The organism is Bremerella alba (assembly GCF_013618625.1).
In the GTDB taxonomy this organism is placed as follows: Bacteria; Planctomycetota; Planctomycetia; order Pirellulales; family Pirellulaceae; genus Bremerella; species Bremerella alba.
In genome coordinates, this window is record NZ_JABRWO010000001.1 from 535,640 (window position 1) to 555,255 (window position 19,616).

The window sequence follows — 19,616 nt, forward strand, 5'->3', positions numbered from 1 at the left end:
TGCCCACCTGTAAACACCCTCGAGGAGAACCCAATCTATGCTACGTCTGGTGTGTAGCGTTGGCCTATCGTTGATTTTGGCCTCATTCGTCGTCGCCGAAGAGCCTGCTTTGAATCAACCTCCTAAAGGCTTCCAGCAACTCTTTAATGGCAAAGATCTCACCGGCTGGAAAGGGCTTGTCGCCAATCCGAAGAAGCGGGCCGAGATGTCGCAGGAAGAGCTCTCGAAAGCCCAAGCCTCGGCCGACGAGTCGATGCGCGCACATTGGCAAGCAAAAGATGGCGTTCTGGTCTTCGATGGCAAAGGGCAAAGTCTCTGCACGGCGAAGGATTACGCCGACTTCGAGATGTACGTCGACTTCAAAATCAAAGAAGCCGGTGATAGCGGCATCTACGTCCGTGGCAGCCCGCAAATTCAGATTTGGGACCCTGGCAATAAGAAGCCTAACCCCAACGGTGTCGGCTCTGGCGGTCTGTACAACAACAAGAACAACCCCAGCGAGCCGTTGGTTACCGCTGATAACCCGATCGGCGAGTGGAATACGTTTTTCATTCGTATGATCGGCGACCGCGTTACCATCAAGCTGAACGGCAAACTGGTGACCGATGACGTCGTGCTCGAAAATTACTGGGAACGCGACAAGCCGGTCTACCGCACCGGCCAAATCGAACTGCAGAACCACGGCAACACGCTTTACTTCCGAAATATCTACATTCGCGAACTGGTCACGCCTGAGCAACTCGCAAAGATCGAAGAGACTCTGCCGGCAGAGCCTCGTGTCGAGCCGAAGCAAAAGCACAATGTGTTGGTCTTTACCCGCTACCACGGCTACCGTCACAGCTCGATTCCTGTCGGTGCAATGGCCGTGAAGATGCTAGGAGAAAAGACCGGCGTTTTCGACGCTCGCATTACCAACGACCTAACCATGCTCGCTCCGGAAACGCTTGCCGACTACGACGCAATAGTGATGGTTAACACGACTGGCCCCTGGATCAAACCGCGCGACGAGGACATCGCCAAGCTGGCCGCAGCCGGCCAGGAAATGACAAAGGAAGACGCGGAAAAGATGTTCCGTGAAAGCCTGCTCAACTTTGTCTCGAGCGGCAAAGGACTTGTCGGATTTCATGCTGCCAGCGACGCCAACTACCACTGGGAAGATTTCGGCAAACTGATCGGCGGCTACTTCCATGGTCACCCCTGGCACGAGAAGGTGGGCATCAAAGTCGATAACCCAGAGCACCCGCTGATGAACGCATTCGGTGGCGAGAACTTCACCATCGTTGACGAGATCTACCAGTTCCGCGATCCTTACTCCCGCGATGCGTTGCACGTACTGCTCTCGCTGGATGTCGACAACACGAACATGGCCAAGAAGGGCATCCATCGCAAGGATAGCGACTTCGCCGTTTCGTGGGTTCGCAAATGGGGTGACGGTCGCGTGTTCTACAGTTCGCTGGGACATCGCGAAGAGATCTATTGGAATCCCCAGATGTTGAAGTTCTACCTCGACGGCATTCAGTTCGCTCTGGGCGATATCGATGGCCCGACGGCCCCGAGTGGAACTGAATAAGAAAGAACAATATCGGCATGAATCGACACCGCGAAAACGAGCGGAGCGATTCTGTTTCTATCCGTGTAAACCGTAGTCCTCTTCCCTGCCTATTCGACTACTCCTCAAGGAATTTCCCTTATGACGCTTCGCTTAGTTCGCCCCTTGTTGGTAATGCTCTTCGCCTTGGCGATCGCTGCCACTTCCCACGCGGAAGAAAAAGCCAAACTGAAGGCCCTGTTAATCACCGGTGGTTGCTGCCACGACTACCCCAACCAGATTAAAATCATCACAGAAGGTCTCAGCCAGCGTGTAAGCATCGATTGGGATGTGGCCCTGGCCGGAGACGATCGAAAGACCAAAGTTCCGGTTTACGAGAACCATGACTGGATTAAGCCGTACGATTTGGTCGTGCACAACGAATGCTACGGCGGGGTCGAAAACGTCGACTTTGTTGAAGGCATCGTCCAAGCACACACCGAAAACAAAATTCCGGCTATCTTCGTTCACTGCTCGATGCACAGCTACCGCAACGCGAAGACAGACGAGTGGCGAAAACTGATCGGCATGCGAAGCACCAGCCATGAAGGTAAACACCCGCTGGATGTGGTGACGCTTGTGGAAGATCACCCGATCATGCAAGGATTCCCCCAGAACTGGAAGGTCGATCGCGGCGAGCTTTACAAGATCGAAAAGACGTGGGATACGGCCACCCCCCTGGCCAAAGCTTACGGAGTCGACACCAAGAAGGACCACGCTGTCATCTGGTGCAACGAATATGAAGGAACCAAGACCTTCTCGACCACCTTAGGGCACTACAACGAAACGATGAATAACGACGATTGGCTGAGCCTGGTCGCACGCGGTATTCTCTGGAGCGTCGACGGCCTGAATGAAGACGGCACCACGAAAGCTGGCTTCGAAGGTACCGGCAAGGTCGAGATCGACCTCAGCAAACCCAACCCAGATAAAGACAAGAACCCCACCCCAGCGAAGTAGGAATCTCACGCGAAGTTCTTATCTTCTAATGCTTTAGCAAATGGCTATCCGCCTCCTGGTGGATAGCCATTTTTTATTGGGATGCCACGCTTCTGATATGTCTGATAGACCGGCGTCTGGAAATTACCGTTGCATAGCCAACAAAGGTGGCATATAACCCGCTACATTGGTATAATAGCTTGATCATCCTTCGTCTGAATCCTGCCTACTATCGCTATATATTCCCGCCAAGTGAGTATCTGTATGTCTCGTACCAAGCAAAGCCACGGGTTCACCCTTGTGGAACTTCTGGTGGTGATTGCCATCATCGGCGTGCTAATAGCCCTACTTCTTCCTGCTGTCCAACAAGCACGCGAAGCGGCTCGACGCATGAGCTGCACGAATAACCTGAAGAACATCGGCCTCGGATTGCACAACTATCACGACACGTTTGGTAGTTTTCCTTCGGGCTACATCAGCAACCGAGCCCAAGTTGCTTCCAGTGGAAATTGCTGGAACTCGGCCGGCGATAACAATGCGTTCGCGCCTTGGACCGCGATGCTGCTTCCCTTTCTTGAACAGAACGCACTTCACGATCAGTTCAACTTTGGTGAAAAGTTCACGATGAATCCGGTGGATGGTGCCGGCAGCGCCAACAACCGTCCACTCTGGGAGTTGCCATTGGACATCTATCAATGTCCATCTGATCCGCGAACCTCGATTCAGGAAAACCTGTTGTGCTATATGGGAGTCATGGGAGGCGGAATCTGGGATTCGTCTTCGAGTACTTACGACTTTCAATGTCGCGCGTCGAGCGATCCACTTCGCGGCAACGATACCAACGGGATGCTCTACCACAACTCAGGCGTGAAGTTTCGTGATGCGACCGACGGCACAACCCATGTGGTGATGGTCGGGGAAAGCCGCTACCAAACGCATAGCCGCCCCGACAACAAGACCTTTGGATGGGCCAGTAGCGCTAACATTAACAATCTGTGGTGCTTGCCTGGCACACTGGCCAGTGCCCTCGCTCCGATCAACTCACTGCCCGACGCCACACACAGTACGCAGTCTCGCTGCTTTGGTAGCTACCATCCAGGCGGCTGCGCAATGCTGATGAGCGATGCCTCGGTACAGTTCTTCGTTGAAACAATGGATACGCAAATGTACAGTCAGCTGGCCATCCGCAACGATGGTTTGCCAATCAGTGGTTTCAGCAAGAACTAACCAGCGGAGCGCGATCTCATGAAGACAACTGCTTATGCGACTGGGGTGGTAGTTTGTTGCCTGCTAGTTCTAGGCTGCACGAAGTCTGATGGTCTTGAGCGGCACAAACTATCTGGCACCGTCACCTACGATGGTCAGCCGGTTCCTCAAGGGGAAATCCAGTTCACGCCGAATTCTCGCGAAGGAAATCCCGGCCCCGGGACCTTCATTAAAATAGAAAATGGCCACTACGAGACCCCGTCTGGCAAGGGAGTTCTCGGCGGCGCTTACGGTGTTCGGATTGTTGGCTACGATGGAAAAGCCAACACCGAGAGCGACATGGGAGTGAGTCTGTTCAATCCCTATTCGGAGAGAATCGATCTACCCAAGGAAGATTCAACAAGGGACTTTCAAGTATCCAAGCGATAACCACTTCCCTCAGCACTGATTCGACGAAAGCAGCCTATAAACGCCAGGCTGCTTTTTTTGTTACCGCTGTTCGTCTTTAAGAAGCTCTTCGTGGCGAGCAAAAGATCGTACGTGAAGCGCTGCGCGACGTAGCGTGGCCTTCCGACTCGTCGGCAATCTTGCGTAGCTGCTGTTGAGGATATTCGTGGAATCGTTGTTCGCCGACCGATTCGTAAATCGAAATCAACGAAGGCCTTCTCAGCGTACTGCCGAGCCCTGGGCAGCCTTGGCATTGGTTATCGGTGCGGTTCTTGCGCCACAGTTCCATCGACGAGCCTTCCCATAATCCCTGTAAACTGTCTTCTTCCAAGCCTCCGAAGTAAACCCGTTGTCGCTGCGCGCCACTGCAACCGGTCATTTGGCCACAGGCACCAAAGGTCATCACACGATAGGGTTCTTCACACAGCTTCATACCATACTCGGCCTGTTGCTGCTCTAACGAGAACGCACTGGCACCACCGCTGCGTTGCACACGAAAGGCACCGCGCCAGCTAAGTTGGTCTAAGCGACTAGCCAAGTCGATCGACAAATTGCCTTGGGGGATCCGCACGACCAGGTCGGCCGAAAGCTGCCAGGCACTTTTGACACGTGCATAGTACTCGATTATTCTCAGCCAGCTTTCGAGTTCCTCTGACAGTTGGTCGGAACTGGCCTGTTGAAAGGGTAAGAGTTGGTTGCGAAGATCCTTGGGCAGCGAAAACTCGATCGTCGTGAAGACCCGGAAGACCTCCTCAACCTCTTGCCGCATCATCCCCTCGCCACTGGTAAAGAGGACCCGCTGAGGATACCCGGTCAGAGCTATCATACGGCCATGGTCGACCAGTTCGGTCAACTCTCCCGGATCGGCACCCACACCGCGGACATGAACCGTGTGGATAGTATCAATCCGCCGGCCGGCCGAAAGAATCTCGGACAACCGATCAGGAGACATCATGACACGCCGCGCTCCATTGGCATCAACCAGATGGAGCGACAATATCCATGGATCGTACTTCAGACGCGTCATAGCCTTGGTGAACTTCCCTGTTTCGTATAGGAGTGATCAACGCCTCGTTTCTCTGCGCAATTCGCTTGGTCGAAGCCACCCCCAAGGGGACGACCACGATCAATCGATAATGAACTAAGGGGTGTTGCTCAGGCCAATCGTGCTTCTTGCGCCTAGTAATTGTTAGGGCAGCGCTAACCTACATGATTCCCATTTGCCCAAAACGAAGCAATATCAACTCGGTGCATTCCTCCCATACATGCTATCTTCGCTAGCAGATTAAGAACAAATGAATATCCAGTGAAGTACAAGCGATTTACAGAACCGACCCGAACGCATCACGTACGAATGAGTGGAACGCGATAGGAAGAGCCCAACCCTACCCCAGGCCCACTCCAATGAAATCGGAACTGATTTACCAAAAGCTTGGTGAGATCTTCCCAACCCTTAAACCGCTGCTCGAAGGAAAGAAGAAGAACCTATACCCGGGCCGTGAAAAGCGTCAAACACCGCTGCGTGCGGCAGAGCCGCCCAAGGATGCCAAACCGGACCTGACTGAGTTTTACGTCAAGTTCCCTCCGAAGTTTCAGGAGTCGGGACCTTATCGTCTAGCGGAACTCAAAACACTTGCTCGCGACGGCCTGATCACCGGCGAGACACACATTCGCACGGAAAAGACGGCTTGGATGTACGCCAGAAACATCAAGGGCTTAGTCGTCGCAGGGACAGAGGAAGAATAGATACTTACCCCACGCGACCATTACGCTAAGATGTCGTGAACGACATGGCCATGAACGTCCGTTAAACGGAAATCGCGACCGGCGAAATGGTAAGTATGCCGTTCGTGATTCATGCCCAGGCAATGCATGATCGTAGCCTGAAGATCATGGATGTGCACCTTGTCTTCGGCAACTTTAAACCCAAGCTCATCGCTGGCACCGTACGAAAACCCAGGCTTCACCCCGCCGCCCGCCATCCACAAAGTGAAGACATCAGGGTAGTGATCGCGTCCGAGGACTTTGCTGCCTGCAGTTCGTCCCTCGCGGAACGGCGTTCGACCAAACTCGCCACCCCAGATCACCAACGTATCTTCGAGCAGCCCTCGTTGTTTCAGATCTTTAATTAGGGTGGTGACGGGCCGATCCATTGTGGCACACTTGTCTCTCAAGCCATCTTGAAGCCCCGTGGCAGCGCTGGTGCCATGGAAATCCCAACCCCAGTCGAACAGTTGCACAAATCGAACACCACGTTCGACGAGACGCCGAGCAAGCAGACAGTTGTTGGCCAGGCTTGAATCGCCCGGCTTCGCTCCGTATGCGTCGAGGGTGGACTGAGTTTCCTGGCTTAGGTCCATCGCCTCGGGAGCGGCCATCTGCATACGGAAGGCTAATTCGTATTGGCTGATGCGTGTCTCCGTTTCGGGATTCCCATTCCGCTCGAGTTCCATCTCGTTCAAGTCATTCATCGCATCGAGAGTCATTCGACGCATATCCTTGCCCATACCGGCAGGATTATTCAAATAGAGGACCGGATCCCCTTTCGATCGACACTGCACACCTTGGTAAACCGACGGGAGAAATCCACTTCCCCAATCGCTATTCCCACCGGCCGGATTGACTCCGCTAGAGACAAGAACCACGAAGCCAGGCAGATTGGCATTTTCGGAGCCCAATCCGTAGGTCACCCACGATCCCATTGAAGGGCGTCCCAGCCGTGGCGATCCGGTGAAAAGCAACAGTTCAGCCGGAGCATGGTTAAACTGATCGGTGTTCATGGAATGAACAAAGCAGAGGTCATCCGCAACTTCTTCCAAGTGCGTCAACGCGTCAGACATCCAAAGCCCTGACTTCCCGACCTTTCGGAACTTGTGGGGCGTCCCCATCAACTTAGGCGTTCCCTTAGTAAACGCGAACTCTTTGCCTTCGAAGAATTCTGCTGGGCAATCTTGATCGTTGTGCTTGATCAGTTCTGGCTTATAGTCGAACAAGTCCAGATTCGGTGGCGAGCCGGTCATGTGCAAGTAAATCACAGACTTCGCCGTGGCCGGAAAGTGGGGCTGAGCAGCCGCCATCGGGTTGCCGGGAGTGGCCTCGGCACCATTGGCCGCACCACCCAAGAGCGAACTCATCGCGAGCCCACCCAGACCGGCCTGACACTGCGAGAGGAAGTATCGACGCGTAATGTTCTGCAAGGGTCGATGGAATGGATTCATCGTTTTCTCTCGTTCGATTTGGTATCTCGAGTGGCCGTCACAGGACGATTATCGATTCAGCGTTTCATCCAGATTCAACAGCACATTTCCCAGAATGGTCCAAGCAGCAAGCTCCTGGGCTGAGGCCCCTTCGGGCAGCGGCCCCAGCGGGTCGGTCGCCAGTTTTGTCGCTTCCTCCGGCATGGCCGCATATCGAGACTTGGCCAAATCATAAAGCTGAATCAGCCGTGACTCCTCTTGGTCGCTCGGTTTACGCTTCAAAACGCGGCGGAATGCATCCACAATCTGCTCCTCTAAAGAGAGCTCTTTCTGCTCCCAAACCTGGCGACCGAGGGCCTGGGCCGCTTCGATATACACAGGGTCGTTCAGAGTCACCAAGGCCTGCAGTGGCGTGTTGGTCGTGATGCGGCGAATAGTACAGACTTCTCGGCTGGGTGCGTCGAATGTAGCCATCGAAGGATAGGGGGTCGTTCGTCGCCACATCGTGTAAAGGCCGCGGCGATAACGGTCTTCACCGGAACTTGTTGTCCAGTCGGTCGCTCCGCCAAAGGCCGCCTTGAGTCCGAGGTTAGGTCGTGGCGGACGGACCGCTGGTCCGAACATTTTTTCACTAAGAAGGCCACTGGCTGCAAGGGCCTGATCGCGAACCATTTCAGCCGACAATCGCACTCGCGGACCACGTGATACCCACTGATTTCGAGCATCTCGCTCCAACTTCTCAGGCGTTGTCTTGGCCGACTGGCGAAATGCCTGGCTCATCACGATCTGCTTAACCAACCACTTCGTATCCCAGTCATGCTGCATCAATTCGACGGCAAGGGTATCTAGCAGCCTCGGATGGGTCGGCAATTCTCCCTGCGAACCAAAGTCTTCGCTGGTTTCGACGATGCCAATGCCAAAGAGTTGTTCCCAGTGCCGATTCACGACAACGCGGGCCGTCAGTGGGTTCTCCTTGCTGACAAGCCACTTGGCCATCGACAGACGATCGACCTGAGCGCCTTCGGGGAAAGCATGGAAACTGCCCAGCACACGGGGGCCTACTTCATCGCCATGTGATTGATAGTTGCCGCGAATCTGGATGTGCGTCTTACGGTACTTTTCGGTGGGCAACTGCTTCATCATCGGCGTGGTGATCGGCTTGATGCCGTCGCGTTTCTTTTCCAGGGTCGCGATGTGTTTGTTCTGCTTCTCTAGCTCTGGAGAGTTGCTTTTCAGGTAGGCGGCCAGTTCGGTCCGAGCCCGCTCGTCCATGCCATCTACGGATAGTGGAGGAATGAATTCGGCACTCGGGTTGAAAGGCGAATCGACCCTTCCGGCCCACACCGGTTGGCGGTTTTCATCCAGAATGATTACACGACAAGACTTCATACGATTGAACAAGTCTCCGTCGGTCCGATTCCAAATGACGACCTTATCGATCGTAGCATTCGTCCCCAGATCGACTTCCCACCAAGGGTTTTTCTCTTGCTTGGTGTGGGTCGTACTCATCGCATTGGCAAAGTGGCCGTTGGTATTGCCATCGATAGCCAGGTTAGGTGGGGCGTTATAGTCGACGCTGCTTTGGGAAGCCTTGCCGTTGAGGGCAATATTGTTTTCCGCAGAGAAGACTTGCACTTCCGCGATATGTAAAAAGCCACTATCGGCGACGTTCTCAACACGCACGTAGCGACCCAAGTTAGGAACACTCTCCGACAAGGCGACGTTAGTCGAATCTTCCAGAATCTTCTTCAACTTCGCTTTCGCTTCTTCAATTTGCGAATCGATGCTGGCCTGCTGCGTTTTTTGCTCTTCGGTGAACCATCGATGCAGTGGCGATTCGTCATTGCGATCGGCGTCTTCGGTTTGATTGAAGATCGCGAAAAACTCGAAGTATTCCTGATGCGTGATCGGGTCGTACTTGTGCGTGTGGCACTGAGCACACTCCATCGTCAGTCCCATCCAGGCCTGAAGGGTCGTATTCACTCGATCGACCACCGCCGCATTGCGGAACTCTTCGTCGTTGGTGCCCCCCTCGGTATTGGTCATCGTGTTGCGATGAAAAGCGGTGGCAACGAGCTGTTCTTGTGTCGGGGCGGGCAGCAAGTCGCCCGCGAGTTGTTCGATACTGAACTGATCGAACGGCTTGTTCTCGTTAATCGCTCGGATCACCCAGTCGCGATACGGCCAAATGTTTCGCGGACTGTCTTTTTCATACCCCATCGAATCGGCGTATCGAGCAATGTCCAGCCAGACACGTCCCCAGCGTTCGCCATAGGCCGGATCGACCAGCAGACGGTCGACCAGTTTTTCGTACGCATCCGGCGACTCGTCATGGACGAATGCATCGGTCTCAGCGATCGATAACGGAAGGCCGGTCAAGGCAAAGGAAAGACGACGCGACAATGCATACCGATCGGCCTCCTGATTCGGAGTAAGACCTTCGTCCGCGAGATGCTTGAAGATAAACGCGTCAATGTCGTTTTTCACCCAGTCCGCGTTCTCGACCGTTGGTGGTGCGTGCTTCTTAGGAGGCTCGAACGACCAGTGTGGTGCGAATGGGGCCCCTTGATCGATCCATTTGCGAATCAGCTGCACTTCCCGATCGGAAAGTGCTTTGCCAATCTCGGGTGGCGGCATCCGTGTAAACTCATCCTCCGCAATGACACGAGCGAACAACTCGCTTTCGTCGACATTGCCAGGCACGATCGCGGCCAAGCCGCTATCGAGTTCAGCCTTGGCGGCATCCTCAAGATCCAGACGCAAACCGGCCTCGCGCGACTCGGGATCAGGGCCGTGGCAATGAAAGCACTTGCCTGACAAGATCGGGCGAATGTCACGACCAAAGTCAATTTCGTTCTCCTCTGCCGGTGCTGAGGTAGTCAGCAACGCGATGCAGAAGAGAGCCACATAGGCATAGAAAACGGATTTCATGGGTCACCAGGAGGGCTATGTTAGGCAGGCAGGAAACTTGTCTTAACCCGAATGCATTATTTCTCAATTCGGGCAAAACAACAAGTTTCTATCACTCCATAGCGGGTATTTTTCGCTACTTAAGCGAATATTACCCCTTACCCCCATTGGCAATATCGACTCTCAGTTCGGGAGATAGGCATCCCGTTTTCGCAGCTTTCGCCATTTTTCCTCGTACTTTTCAGCAAATTCCCAGTCCAGCTCCCCGTAGAGATCGGAACGCTTCTTATAGAGAAGCAGATTGGTCGGATCTTCGGCGATCATCTTGTTGACCAGTTGCAATGCTTCGGCCTGACGATCGAGCCGACGCAGACGCCGCAGATGGACTAAGGCGTACTTCTTATCGGTCGTATCGACCCAACTAGCTAGTTCGTCAAATGCCTTCTCAAACAGCTCGGCTCGTTTCTGCTCGTCCTTCGGCTCTTTGCGGATGTCTTTGTTTTCGGGATGCTCGGGATCGTCGGTTGGCAGATCCATGTAAGCGATTGCCCGGGCTTTGCGGTAGAGCGTATCGATGATCGCTTCCTTTAGCTCGGTCATCTCTTTCATCTGCTTCTTTTCTTTGTCGGTCTCAGGGTCACGGCGTTGGGCGAAATAGCTTCGCACCTTACCGACGGGGATCGCCTTGAGGACCTCGTTGGCTGCCTCGACCACTTCCGGCAGGTGATCTTTGCGATCGTTTTCGTCGAGCAAGACCAACTTGGCTTGCAGCAGCGGAACGTGCTTCTTTTTTTCCTTATTCAGTGCTTTAAAGAGCTTCTCGAATTCCTTCTTTTGCTTCTTATCTTTCAATGTTTTGAGGTAAGCAAGCTTGGTCTCGAATAGCTTGGCTTCCAGCGTCGGCTCATCTTTTTTCGGCTCGTCAGGCGTTTCCGTCTTGGGTGTTGGCTGTTGAGCAACGACGTACTGCAAGGGAAAGCCTCCTGGTCGTCGAGCTTCACCACCCAGCTTGGATTCGGGATCACCAAACTGAATTTCCCCCAGCAGTAAATCTCCTGGAGAGGCCTGCTTGGGCAAATCTTTCGGTTTGGTCGTCAGAAAGACGGGAAGCAACTGCCCCGGACGAAGCCACGTGGAACTGAAGCTTCCTTCTTGATTGGCCGCTTTAGCGTGCGTATCGAAGACTCGAATGCCAGGCCCGCTGATCTTGTAGTCGAGCCAGATCGGCATATCTTCCAGTTGCAGAACCTTGTCGCGGTTCTCTTGGCGGAAGTAGAACGTCAGGGTGTACTTACCCTTGTCGAGCGATGCTTCGCGTCCGCCGGATCCAGTTTTCATGACCCGCTTGTTGGCATCGTAAATGACGTAGACACCGCCGGAATAGCGATCGTAACCGTGCGCCCAAATGATGGGCTCTGGGGTCACCGTCGACTTTTCGCTCAGGGTGAATTCATAAGTTAATGTGATGCCGTAGTTCAATCGTTTATGTGGGAACTCGTCGCGTTCAGGATCGAGGGCTTCCACTTCACTCTTCACTGGAAGCAGCGTCTTGCGAAGCTTCTCGAACTTAGCGCTTGGTTTAATTTGCATCGGCGTCAAACTCGATTGAACATCGATGCGATGAATTGGGTTCGTACCGTCCCAGGTCAACTCGGCAGGGCTCGGCATGATTCCATAGAAAGCCACGTCCAGCTCTATTTCGGTTTGACCCAACGTTGACCAATACTGGGCCAGGGTCATCTCGAGGGTCTTTCCTTCGGCCACCGCAAAACTAATCTCAGTGACCTCGTTGGGCTCGACCCGCAGGAAGCTTTGCTTCTCGATGGTGGGAAAGGCCCGGTCTTCCAGACGCTGCAAGGCATGAAACACGAACAGCTTGGTGTCGTCCGCTTTGGTAGGCTTCACGTGGACGTTCACCCAAGTGGCACCCATTGGCACGTCGATAAATGTGCGGTCAATCTGCCCTGGCTCTAGCTTGAGAGTGGTCTGAAATTCCGTGGGGGTCTTTCTCGGGGATGGCACTAACACGGTAATTGGCACCCGAAATCGCGGCCCCATTTCAGGCCGATCGGCGTAATACCCTTCCACCGATGCGAAGTGTGCCCCCGGTTTCAAATTACGGGGATCAACTTCCATCTTGAAGCTACGGCCACCGTGGTTCACATAAAAGTTCTGAGGAACCTTCACCCAATCAGCGTCGCACTTCAGGAAAAACTCGGCGCGGTAATCGGCACGAGGACCGAATTTGGAGTCCTCGTTAAATTGAGGATCAACCTCGACGGTGACTTCTTGGGCACGTTTGACTTCCTCTGGCTCTCGCAGGTAGATACCTCTCTTGGTTCGTATACCAGGTAGCGATACTTCGTAGCGGACTTCCGGCTCGGAATCCTCGTGATGGTCTTCCAACCAGTTGAAGGCCGCATCGACTTGAATCAGTCCGTGGCCATTGGCCCAAACCGTTCCACCTTCTAGCTTACGCGCCGTATTTTTGATGGCCAGTTTAACCGACTCGGGCGTGTAGGCGATCTTCTCTTGCTTCAGTCCACTCAAAATAAGTGCCACGCCACCGCACGCATTGGGTGACGACATCGAGGTACCATTCATCAGGCTGCCAGGCGATAGCGACCATCGCGAGACAGGCGAGACCGCACCGCCGGGTGCCGTAATATCGACACCTAAGTCACCATCCATGGTCGGCCCGCGAGAACTCCATGTGAAGGGCTTTTCGCCTAGTTCTTCGCGTACCGAATAGGCCGAAGACATCAGCTCGGGCGAGACGTAAGCCCCCACTCCAAGTATGGCCGACGTCGTTCCTCCAGGGCCGCCTACGGTGCTCAGCGCCGGGCCACTGTTGCCGGCACTGGCTACAAAGATCACCCCATAGCGATTGACGATCTCGGAGTACAACCGAGCTGTTCGTCCGGTGCTCCATTCAGGCGACGCTCCGCCATAGCTCATGTTGATTAGGTCGCACTTATTTTCCAGCACGGCAATCAAGCCGCGGTCTTCACCTATTCCGGTTGAATTCGAACCGAGTCGCGAGTCGCCGATCTTGACCGAGACAATCTGTGCGCCTGGGGCCACGCCGTTGAGTTCCGGCGTATCGGGATAATTCGCTGCAATGATCCCGCCGACGTGGGTGCCGTGGGTGCCGGCATCGGTCACGATGCTCAGAATGTCGCCGTCCTGATAGATATTCACAGCGAAGGTAACCAGGTCGACCTCACCAAAGGTCGAGTACTGACGCTTGACCTTATAGTTGGTCATCAGCTTTTCGTCGCTCAGGTCGCCATCTTCGTCGGTATCGATGACCGCCTGCCACACTTTTCCATCGTTGAAGACCACACAATCGTAGATCGGGCCGGGGTCGCTCCAGTTCTTGCCTAGCTTGGCCAACTCTTCTAGCCGAGCTTCAAGTTCCTTCTTCTCTTTGAGTTTTTCCCCTTTAGGTTTAGGATTTGCCTTCTTGAATGCTTCCAGTTCGCGGGTCAGCTGTTCGAGCTTTTCTCGCACGGCCTCCTCCCACGGCTTGCGGTTTTCGGATCGCAGTCGCGGAATGAGATGGCTGGGGAAGAGTTCATACGCAGGCTTCATGCCCACACGGTATTCTCCGCTGGGGTTGTTCCACTTTTCGGGTATGGTCAGCTTGCGACCTGTCAGGCCTTCGACCTGACCTTCTTCCACCTTGCGAACGGTCGTAGTGCGGACGTCACCACTGCCGGTGGCGTCGATCATGTCGATGATCTTAGGCTTGCCATCGGAAGTGACCTGAAGACCTGGCGCAGCCGGATCACAACCGGTATCGAAGACGGCAACGATGACATCGCGGCCATCAAATTTGCGGTGCTGCTTCAGATAGCGAGTCGCGCCGATCTCCTTTTTCGGAAGCAAGTCGGCCGTCGGAAAAGTCGAGTCTTGAGCGAATGCGGACGCACAACACGTGACAAACAAAACGATGGCAAAGCAAGTACGAATCATGGCTGGCTTGGGTTGAAGGAACTTCGCGAGTCGAGAAAGCAGGCAGGCATAAGCCAAATATTCTATGCAAGTCCTCTATTCTAGGTCGTAAGTTGCCCGGGGTCTAAGGCTCGAGATGTAGAATATTCCGCAGAATCGACAGAAACCCAACAAAAAAGGCCGCGTGAACGACGATGTTCACACGACCTTGACTCAGCCGAACGCGCCACCCAACAGGGTGGACTGCTATTTTTTCTTGAGTGTCGAGATGTAATCGACCACATCTACAAGTTCCTGAACCGTCATCAACTTCTGGAGGTCATTAGGCATGACCGAGAGAGGAAGCTTGCGAATCTCTTCAACTTCATTCTTAGGAATCGTGCGAGTAAGGCCTTCGGCATTGGTAATTGTGATCGACTGGGCAGTCTCACTCGTTTTCAAGCCGCTAACGGCGGTACCGCTATCGGTCAGTACGGCCCAGTTTTCGTAGTTATGGCTGATGCCAGCACTCGGATAAAGAATTGCCTCGAACATTGCTTCACGGCTCAGCTTCGAGCCAATTTCGCTCAGATCAGGTCCGACATCTTTTCCCTGCTTATTCACAATGTGGCACTTGTTACATGTCCCTTCTGTTGTGAATACCTGCTTGCCGTTATCGGGCGAGCCTTTCATCTTCACCAGTTGATCCATCGGAGGAAGCGGCTTGTTGTCCTTGGATGGTGGCTGCGGGAAGATCTCGGCAGCCTGGCGGCGAACGTCATTCCAAACCGCAATCTTGAGGGGCGCGGCTGCGGCCTGCATTAGTTCCGGATCGAGCTTGCCTGATTTGGCGAGTTCTAACAACTGCTTGGCCGACTTCTCGTTATTGGCCAAGCCCTTCACCGCAGCGCGACGAATTTGCAAGTCGGCCGACGAATCATTCAAGGTTCGTCGCAACCAGGCGTTCGCTTGGCCGCTACTACTATTAGAGATGGCCATTGTCAGAGCCAACTTTTGCTCAGGCGTACCAGCGGTCAATATCTCCGCAAGCAACTCGTTTTGCCCACGCCGCAGCAGCACATCCGCAGCCGCCACACCGATGGCCGTTTCTGGCTGAGCAATGGCCAGCTCTCGCAATTGTCCGTAGTGCTGCTGAAGCTGAAAGCGATCGACCAATTCGACGTACATCGACGTCCCTTCCAACTTGGCGAGCGCCTTTTCCATGGCAGCAGCCGACTCGACGTTGTTGGCATCGTAGTTCTTCAGCCGTTTGACCGACTCCGAGATGATCATCGCTTCGGCCGCATCGTGTCGCGTTCCGGCGAAAGCCAACGCGGCGACGGCACTATTCACGCCATCCGCGTTGGGCTGGAAGTCGAGAGCTCGGAAGTATCGAGCCAAGTGATCGGCCGAATTTTTAGGATCTTCGATGATCGATGCCAGCAGCTTGGGCGTCTGTGTGGCACGGCTCCGCCACACGATGTCCTTCTCAGCGTCCGTGTCAATCTTGCTATCAATCGCCGACAGGTAGGCCGCCAGACGGCTATCCCAGTGAAGATCGGCCCCAATGCCGAGGGCTTCCAGATACCAACGATCTTCGCCGTTGTACTGCTTGGCCAGCTGAGCCCATTGCTGGGATGCCTTGTCGCTGCCGTCGAAGCGAAGCTCAATCGCGGCGCTACGGAGAACTTGCGAGGACTTGTCATTTAACACTTTCGCCACCACTTCTGTGGCCGGAATCTTCAGCTGATGTGCCAAACGCAGGCCCACGATGCGAAGGTCCGGGTTATCGGAAGCCAGTGCAACGTCAACATACTGCTGCCCCTTCCCTTCAATCTTGCCCAGCAGCCACAGCAGACGAGCTCGCTCTCGAGTATCTTTCGCCGAGTCGTAGGCCGCTTTCAGTGCTGCTTCTGCCTGAGCACCTTGCTTGTGCAAATTGGTCCAAGCCATATAGCGTACTGAAAGACATGGGTTGCTGAGAGCATCGATACAACCTTCGACGGTAGTGAAGTCGAATTTCGGCACAATGTACTTCGAACCTTCTGGAGCAACGCGAAACAAGCGACCACGGTCAAGATCGCGTTGAGCGTGACCACCGACGCCTGGGTCGTACCAGTCGCTTACGAAGATCGATCCATCCGGAGCCACACACACGTCGGCCGGACGGAACCAATTATCGCGAGCACCGTGCAAGATATCGACCGATTCGGCCGTGAAGCCTGCTCCGTCCTTCTGAACCGGGTAAGCACGCACAATGCTCGGGCCGGCATCACAATGGATTACTTGATTATGAAAAACCTTGGGCAACAGGCTTCCTTCATAAAAACAAATTCCGGTGGGCGAACCGGCACCTGTTTGCAGAAGATTGGGCACGACGCCAGGGTCGTTCAAATGCCAATGCTGAAGCGGGACCTCGCTTTCCATGTTGGTACGCGGATCACGCCAACCGGCACCGGTCATTTCGTCGCGATAGCCATAGTTACCGTACGGCATCACATAATTGATTCGGACGCCGCGATTACCATCGTCGTCGTTATCGCTTTGCCATAAGTTGCCCAGCGAGTCGACGGTGACTTCGTAATTGTTACGAAAGTTGTGTCCGAGGACCTCGAACTCACTTCCATCCAGATTGCAACGAAATGGCATACCACCTAGGTAAGGTTTGCCATTATCAATCACCTTGTTTCCGGCCAGATCGACCACCACCTTGCCGTTGGCGTCGTGGACATGTTTGCCGGTATTACCGACGTTCCAGTAAAGTTTTCCGTCGGGTCCAAAGAGGAAGCTGTGGGCGGAGTGGTCGTGCTGAGGCTGGCCGGTGTTGGTGAAGAGAAGCTCTTTCTTGTCCGGCTTATCATCGCCATTTTCATCGGTAAAGACGAAGATATTCGGTGCAGCAGAAACAATGACCTTGTTTCCTAACACACAAATACCCATCGCCGAATCGATGTCGCGACCTTGATAGTAAACCTTTGATTTCTCGGCCACTCCGTCCCCATCTTCATCTTCCAGAATAAGGATCCGATCTCCTTCTTCGCGGCTGCCGTTGTTGCGGCGATAGTTCATCACATCGCACGCCCAGATGCGTCCGCGGTGATCGATATCAATATTCGTCAGGCTCTTTAAATCTGGCTCCGAGGCCGTCAATGTTGCTTCCAGACCGGGGTAGACATCAAGATTCGCAACCGCATTTTCAGGCCCACGTCCCGCGATCGCGGCATGTTCCGAAACGTTGCCTGGGCTTTCCGAGTAGACGGCAAACTGCACTGAAGTATGATTTCCGCCGTTTTGATTCGCCCCACCGCTGTCGAGACCACCCTTGGCGACCAGGGTTGTATAACCTTCGGGCAGATCGTATTCGATCAACGAATTGGCGTGCGTGCCGATTCCATTCTCGTAGCGTTTGCCGTCGACGATCAACGGCGTTCCGTCGACATTGCGATTCTTATTGACCTCGCGCCAGTCAGATGTCGCCCTCTTCCAGTTGAGCTCCGTTAGTTTCTTTTCACCGCTAGGACCGACCAGCTTCGGCTCGATCCAATCGGCCCAGTCGCAGCTATAGCCGTTCCCGCCGTCCGAGACGACGAGAAACAGCTTCTTGGCCCCTTTCAGGTCGACTTTGATGTCGACCTGATGACCGGGAGTCGCGGTCGTAACCACCGGACTCTGGTACAGAGGTTTTACGTTTTTGGACACCTTGGTGGTCGTCGGTTTCCGGGCTTCCTTCTTTTTCGGCTGCGGCTTGGGCTGTGGAATCAGGCCTTCCATGTCATCCTTGGAAAGAGACTGCGATTCGACCCCGTCTTCCGGGACCTCTTCATGGCTGATCCAAACGATGGCATTGAGCACCACTTTGCGGAAGTTGGGCTCGGCCCAATTCCGGTGATAGTGACCACCGGTGAAACCAAAACCGCGGCCACCATCTTCCCGTTCGGAGGCCCAGGCAACGTGCTGCGGTTGCCCCTTCATCGCTCGCACGTGCTGATTGCCGCTATGGGGGCCATCGGGTCGGCTCAGCGTGCTTTCTGGTGGAATAGCAGACAGGATCGGCGTGACGCCAACCATGTCGTCGCGAAACCGCATGTTGTAGTACCACTCGTCGTTGATCTCGAATGGCTTGACACCGTTAGCGACAGGATGGTCCGGCAGCTTCTTGAACGATGCCGTCCAGTGCGGATTGACGCTCCACCAAGTTTCAAAGTAGCCGCCAATCCAATCGACAAATTTGTCGCCTGATTCCCCCTTAGGGATTTCTACGCCGTAGTGAATACATGCCAGACCGACACCTTGGTCCATGAGCTTTTGAAACTCTTCCAAGTGAGCATTCAGCAAGTGACGTTCGCCACCGTCGCAGTAGACAACCACCGCGTCAGCGTTGTCGAATGCGGTCGGATCGTCGGGCCAACCTCCTTTGTAGATCGCTGCTTCGAACTGTGGCATGTTCTCGGTCAGCGCCAACATCAACAATCGGCAACCGGCGACGTGTTCGTGGTCGCCCCAGGCGTGGCTGGGTGTCCCGGGAACGAAGACCACCTTCTTCTTGCCGTCCTGCAAGGGAAGACGTTTGAGCATGATGTCTTTGAACTGAACCTTCATCGGAGGACCGGCATGCAGTTGGAGAGCTAAGATACCACTGGTGCGGGCATCTTTTTCTCCTTCGTCGATGACTTCGCTGAAGACTTCGCCGTTGATCTTATGGATCAGATGGTTTCCCTTAGCGATGATGTGATAATCGTTCCAATCTTCGCTTTTGATTTTGCTTTGAAGCTCAGCCGACGCGGCGAAACGTTCCTTTTTAGGATTCTTGTTACCGTCGTAGACCGTCGTCTTTTCGCCGCGTTGGGTGAGGATACCGCGGCCGCGTTCTTCGTAGTTAATACCGCTGTAAGTCGTGCCGCTATCAATATCAGCTTGATATCCTTTGGCGACATGGTTACCCAGATCAGTCGAACGGTACTGAATGCCGGAGTTGCCACCGACGATGCGATACTTCAGTTTCAGTTCGAAGTCATCGACATTGCCTTGATCCCAAATCAGAAAGGTGTTTCCCTTGGTGGGATTAGCAGGCGTCGTCGTGCCGGTAATCGCGCCGTCTTCAACGCTCCAAAACTTGTCGATGCCGCTCCAACCGTTGAGCGTCTTGCCATCAAAAATAGACTTGTAGCCGGCATCGTCCGCCGACGCGATATTCGCTGCGGCGGAAACCATAAAGCCGACCAAGAGCCATGCCAGATGCTTAATCATGAGAGTGAAGTCTCCTGCATTGATAAGGTGAACGGGATGCGTGTCGATAGCCGCGCGGCTTGTAAGAAGCTTACGAATGGGGGAAGCGTTCGCCAGGTTGGATGGAAGTTTGCCATCTAGGCAATGTCTTCCTGGGGGGCGAACGT

General features: G+C 54.2%; 10 protein-coding genes. 5 read left to right on the top strand and 5 right to left on the bottom strand.

The features are described from left to right. The first annotated feature begins 37 nt into the window (after positions 1-37). The 4 genes from HOV93_RS02135 to HOV93_RS02150 all read left to right on the top strand — a co-directional run bounded on the left by HOV93_RS02135 (position 38) and on the right by HOV93_RS02150 (position 4,162). On the top strand, positions 38-1,570 hold the full coding sequence (locus HOV93_RS02135; RefSeq protein WP_207394780.1) for a ThuA domain-containing protein: 1,533 nt from the start codon (positions 38-40) through the stop codon (positions 1,568-1,570). A 120-nt stretch (positions 1,571-1,690) separates the two neighbouring features. Further along, positions 1,691-2,548, top strand: coding sequence for a ThuA domain-containing protein (locus HOV93_RS02140; protein WP_207394781.1), 858 nt, complete (start codon positions 1,691-1,693; stop codon positions 2,546-2,548). A 243-nt stretch (positions 2,549-2,791) separates the two neighbouring features. Then, positions 2,792-3,754 carry a DUF1559 domain-containing protein gene (locus tag HOV93_RS02145; protein WP_207394782.1) on the top strand — a complete coding sequence of 321 codons (963 nt, stop codon included), beginning with the start codon at positions 2,792-2,794 and terminating at the stop codon, positions 3,752-3,754. Positions 3,755-3,772: 18 nt separating this feature from the next. Continuing rightward, the gene (locus HOV93_RS02150; protein WP_207394783.1) at positions 3,773-4,162 is read left to right on the top strand and encodes a hypothetical protein; all 390 of its coding nucleotides are present in this window, start codon (positions 3,773-3,775) and stop codon (positions 4,160-4,162) included. A gap of 76 nt (positions 4,163-4,238) precedes the next feature. Here HOV93_RS02150 and HOV93_RS02155 read toward each other — a convergent pair whose 3' ends face one another. Further along, positions 4,239-5,207, bottom strand: a complete 969-nt coding sequence (locus HOV93_RS02155; protein WP_207394784.1) for an SPASM domain-containing protein — start codon at positions 5,205-5,207, stop codon at positions 4,239-4,241. A gap of 377 nt (positions 5,208-5,584) precedes the next feature. Between HOV93_RS02155 and HOV93_RS02160 the strand changes: the two genes are divergently transcribed. Further along, on the top strand, positions 5,585-5,926 hold the full coding sequence (locus HOV93_RS02160; RefSeq protein WP_207394785.1) for a DUF4339 domain-containing protein: 342 nt from the start codon (positions 5,585-5,587) through the stop codon (positions 5,924-5,926). 20 nt (positions 5,927-5,946) lie between these two features. On the opposite strand, the gene HOV93_RS02165 is transcribed toward HOV93_RS02160, so the two are convergent. From HOV93_RS02165 to HOV93_RS02180, 4 genes are all read right to left on the bottom strand, one after another. Then, the gene (locus HOV93_RS02165) at positions 5,947-7,398 is read right to left on the bottom strand and encodes a DUF1501 domain-containing protein (RefSeq protein ID WP_207394786.1); all 1,452 of its coding nucleotides are present in this window, start codon (positions 7,396-7,398) and stop codon (positions 5,947-5,949) included. Positions 7,399-7,446: 48 nt separating this feature from the next. After that, positions 7,447-10,308 (bottom strand): DUF1553 domain-containing protein, encoded by a 2,862-nt coding sequence (locus tag HOV93_RS02170; RefSeq protein ID WP_207394787.1) that lies wholly within the window; start codon positions 10,306-10,308, stop codon positions 7,447-7,449. A gap of 162 nt (positions 10,309-10,470) precedes the next feature. Next, positions 10,471-14,265 (bottom strand): S8 family serine peptidase, encoded by a 3,795-nt coding sequence (locus HOV93_RS02175; protein ID WP_207394788.1) that lies wholly within the window; start codon positions 14,263-14,265, stop codon positions 10,471-10,473. Between the two features lie 225 nt (positions 14,266-14,490). Next, positions 14,491-19,470 carry a PVC-type heme-binding CxxCH protein gene (locus HOV93_RS02180; protein WP_207394789.1) on the bottom strand — a complete coding sequence of 1,660 codons (4,980 nt, stop codon included), beginning with the start codon at positions 19,468-19,470 and terminating at the stop codon, positions 14,491-14,493. Between the last annotated feature and the right edge of the window lie 146 nt (positions 19,471-19,616).

Bases quoted from the DNA above. Each gene is read 5' to 3' on its own strand.
- HOV93_RS02135 (WP_207394780.1), top strand. From the start codon at position 38: ATGCTACGTCTGGTGTGTAGCGTTGGCCTATCGTTGATTTTGGCCTCA.
- HOV93_RS02140 (WP_207394781.1), top strand. From the start codon at position 1,691: ATGACGCTTCGCTTAGTTCGCCCCTTGTTGGTAATGCTCTTCGCCTTG.
- HOV93_RS02145 (WP_207394782.1), top strand. From the start codon at position 2,792: ATGTCTCGTACCAAGCAAAGCCACGGGTTCACCCTTGTGGAACTTCTG.
- HOV93_RS02150 (WP_207394783.1), top strand. From the start codon at position 3,773: ATGAAGACAACTGCTTATGCGACTGGGGTGGTAGTTTGTTGCCTGCTA.
- HOV93_RS02155 (WP_207394784.1), bottom strand. From the start codon at position 5,207: ATGACGCGTCTGAAGTACGATCCATGGATATTGTCGCTCCATCTGGTT.
- HOV93_RS02160 (WP_207394785.1), top strand. From the start codon at position 5,585: ATGAAATCGGAACTGATTTACCAAAAGCTTGGTGAGATCTTCCCAACC.
- HOV93_RS02165 (WP_207394786.1), bottom strand. From the start codon at position 7,398: ATGAATCCATTCCATCGACCCTTGCAGAACATTACGCGTCGATACTTC.
- HOV93_RS02170 (WP_207394787.1), bottom strand. From the start codon at position 10,308: ATGAAATCCGTTTTCTATGCCTATGTGGCTCTCTTCTGCATCGCGTTG.
- HOV93_RS02175 (WP_207394788.1), bottom strand. From the start codon at position 14,265: ATGATTCGTACTTGCTTTGCCATCGTTTTGTTTGTCACGTGTTGTGCG.
- HOV93_RS02180 (WP_207394789.1), bottom strand. From the start codon at position 19,470: ATGATTAAGCATCTGGCATGGCTCTTGGTCGGCTTTATGGTTTCCGCC.